A 3,101-nucleotide genomic window follows, 5' to 3' on the forward strand; every position below is an offset into this window, starting at 1 on the left:
TGCACCCGCCTATCCGCCGGTCCCCAGGCAGCCCGTCCCGCCGAATTACGGGCCCGGATCATACGACCCGTCGGCTCCGTTCGGACGCAATCCGGCGACCGGGGAGCCATACTCGGACAAGCAGAAGCTTGTTGCCGGGCTGCTTCAGATTTTTCTGGGTGGCTTCGGGGCAGGGCGATGGTATCTGGGCGACACCAGCACCGCGCTCGCCCAGTTGTTCACCTGTGGCGGCCTCGGGATCTGGGCGCTGATTGACGGGATTCAGATCCTGACCGGCGAGGTTCGTGACATGCAGGGCCGGCCACTTCGTGACTGATCGGAATCACTCTGTCGGGGCTGCGGGCCGCGGCCGGTTGCTACTCGGCGCGGCTGGGTGCGCGCTCGGCATCGGCTATCTTGTCGTTGTTGATCCGCACGACCCGAATGCGGTCATGCCACGCTGTCCGACGAAGATCGCCACCGGGCTCGACTGCCCGGCATGTGGAAGCCTTCGGCTGGTTCACGATCTCCTTCACGGTCATGCGAGGGCCGCGGTTCACGACAATCCCTTTGTCCTGCTCTGCAGTCCGGCGCTGATGTACCTGGGCTGGCGGCACCTGCGTGCGGCCAGGCTGGGCGAACGGACCCGGGTTCCCCGGCCACTTGCTTATGGCCTTGCAGGCGGCGCGCTCGTCTGGATGGTCGTGCGCAACCTGCCCGGGTGGCCCCTGAAGCCGACGTCCACCTGAGCAAGCGGCAGGTGGTCAGCAGCCCGGCGAGGCTGCCACCTCGGCGGAACACCCCGGCTTGATCACCTTACGGATCGTGATCTGCCCATCCGATCCGAAGGACTTCACCACGACCGAATGTTGCAACCCTTCGGCCACCAGCGGAAGATCATGCAGCGTGGACGGCATCAGCGTGCCGAGAACGAAATAGTCGACATCCTGCCAACCGTTCTTGAGCTTTCCGCGAACCGCGGGGTCGAGGTCCAGCTTGTAGAACCAGATCGGGTCCGGCTTTTTTCCCGCGATCACAAGATCAGTCCAGATGTTGTCGTCCGTCACGACGGTGTGGCCGTTGGGCACGTTCTCGATGTACCAGCGTGCGGCGTCCCGGCTCGGCCCGCTGTCGTCGGCGGTCAGCGCGGTACGCAACGTCGGTGCCCACCGGCCGGGCAGTGCCACCAGGCCCAGGATCACCACGCAGACCACGACGGCGACGCGCGTCGTCCTGGCTGCGGCGAGCCGGCGCCGCCTGGCCGCCGCGTTCGACCCACGAATGATCCCCGGAGTCGGGCCTGCGGCGCCGCGGAAGAAAGACGATCGCACCGCCTGTGGCCCTCGAGTGGCCCGGGGAAGGGTCACGTCGAGCATTCCAGCGCTACACAGCGCCGCGAACGGCAACATCGCCGTCACGTAGGCGTACGGCATGTAGCCGTCACGGAACATGAAGACAACCTGGATCAGAAGCAGCGCCGCGACCATCCGAAGACGCCTGACACAGAGCGCTGGGACCGCAGCGAGAACACCGGCACCCAGCAGATACGGATCCAGGTGCAGCCAGAGGCCAGCCATGCCCTGCGTGCCGCTACCCGCCTGCAGCAGGCTCCCACTCGCCGTCCGTTCCAAGAGCTGCCATTTGATCGCACGGATCAGCGAGACGTGATCCGCCCCCTCGAACAGCTCGTTCTTCGCCACCGCATAGAGAAGGTAGATTCCACAGATTGCCGTCAGGAACCCGAGGAAGTTGCCGCGCACGAACCGCCAGTTACGCGGGTCACGGTTCGCCCGGAGCAGAAGGTAGACACCCGGTAGGAGCATCAGGGATGTTTCCTTCGACCAGAACGCGAAGGCCATGAATATCCCGGACGCGATGGCCGAGCCCACACTGCGCCGTGGCGACGCCGCACAGACCAGGGCGGCCAGCACCCACAGCACCGCAATGTTATCGAGGAATGCCAGCCGCTGATACCACACCGCAAGCGGCGCCAGGGAGAACAACAGGACGGCGAGACCGGCGAAAACACGCCGAAACGCGAGCCGGCGGGCGAGCAGGTAAAGGAGCGCACAACTGACCAGATGGACGACCAGCATGCACTCACGCGCGGCCGTCACCGCCGACGGCGCCCGTTCGAAGGCATTCGTGACGGTCGTGTAGACGGCTATGAACAGCCAACCACCGAAAGGATGATCATACCAGTAGGTGTAGTGAGCGATCTGGCCCCGGTACTGCATCGCGTATGCCTGGGCCGCATAGGTGCCCTCATCGTCGTTGATCCGGCCGGGCCAGCCATCGAGGTTGATCCCGTGAACCAACCCGCAGGCAACGAGAATAAGTGTCAACAGGGCCAGGCTCCGCCAGTGCGCGAACAGCCAGCCGGCGATGCGCGCTCGGGCAGCGGACATGCGATCCCCGAATATCCGACGATCCCGGGTACCGCTGCCGCTGCCGCCGACGGCGATGCCATCCGGATCGGCGACCGGCAGCGTGATCGTGGTCGTGGTCGTGGTCACGAAACCCCCTCGAGCTCGGAGGAGCCCAACATCACCACGTGGTGGGCACCGACATGCGTGGTTTTCTCCCACTGCACCTTGCCCTGGACCAGTCGCACGATGGCGCGTAGCGCCGCCACGGACAAGACCAGCTGATATACCGGCGCGCTCACGACCAATCGGGCGCTATCGAGTAGACCGGCCTTGAGCTGATATGCATCGGCAAACTCCCGGAAAGCCGCCTGTTCCGTCATGACCATCAGAATCATCGCCAGCAGCGGTAGCCAGAATATGATCACGAGTCCCACCGGTGCTTTCAGAAAGAACGTGAGCAGCACCGAGGTGGGCAGGGCCAGCCCGGCAGCGGCCTGGAAGAACGGCATCAAGAGCATTTCCACGGCGAGCGCGCGCCGGCGCCAACCCGGCAGTCCGCGCCACTCACCCTTTTGGAACACCTGGATGAAGCCCATCATCCACCGGGTCCGTTGCACCACCAGCTTCCCCAGAGTCTCCGGTGTCTCTTCCCGGGTGGTGAGCTCCGGATGGTAGAAGACCATGGTTTCGACCCCCGCCACCGAGGCACGCACACCGAGGTCACAGTCCTCGGTCAGGCAGGAGACATCCCAC

The 3,101-nt window shown here is 64.9% G+C and carries 4 protein-coding genes; 2 read left to right on the forward strand and 2 right to left on the reverse strand.

What is annotated here, in order from left to right; genetic code table 11:
• Both U9978_RS20705 and U9978_RS20710 read left to right on the forward strand, forming a co-directional pair.
• Positions 1-316, forward strand: a 316-nt coding sequence (locus tag U9978_RS20705) for a TM2 domain-containing protein (RefSeq protein ID WP_322762803.1), incomplete at its 5' end; no start/stop codon positions are given.
• On the forward strand, positions 309-728 hold the full coding sequence (locus U9978_RS20710) for a DUF2752 domain-containing protein (RefSeq protein ID WP_322762804.1): 420 nt from the start codon (positions 309-311) through the stop codon (positions 726-728). The genes U9978_RS20705 and U9978_RS20710, both read left to right, overlap by 8 nt.
• Before the next feature lie 15 nt (positions 729-743).
• On the opposite strand, the gene U9978_RS20715 is transcribed toward U9978_RS20710, so the two are convergent.
• Together U9978_RS20715 and U9978_RS20720 are read right to left on the reverse strand one after the other, a co-directional pair.
• Positions 744-2,495, reverse strand: a complete 1,752-nt coding sequence (locus tag U9978_RS20715; RefSeq protein WP_322762805.1) for an ArnT family glycosyltransferase — start codon at positions 2,493-2,495, stop codon at positions 744-746.
• Positions 2,492-3,101, reverse strand: a 610-nt coding sequence (locus tag U9978_RS20720) for a glycosyltransferase family 2 protein (protein WP_322762806.1), incomplete at its 5' end; no start/stop codon positions are given. The genes U9978_RS20715 and U9978_RS20720, both read right to left, overlap by 4 nt.

It is taken from the genome of Protofrankia sp. Cr2 (genome assembly GCF_963555885.1).
Classification (GTDB): Bacteria; Actinomycetota; Actinomycetes; order Frankiales; family Frankiaceae; genus Protofrankia.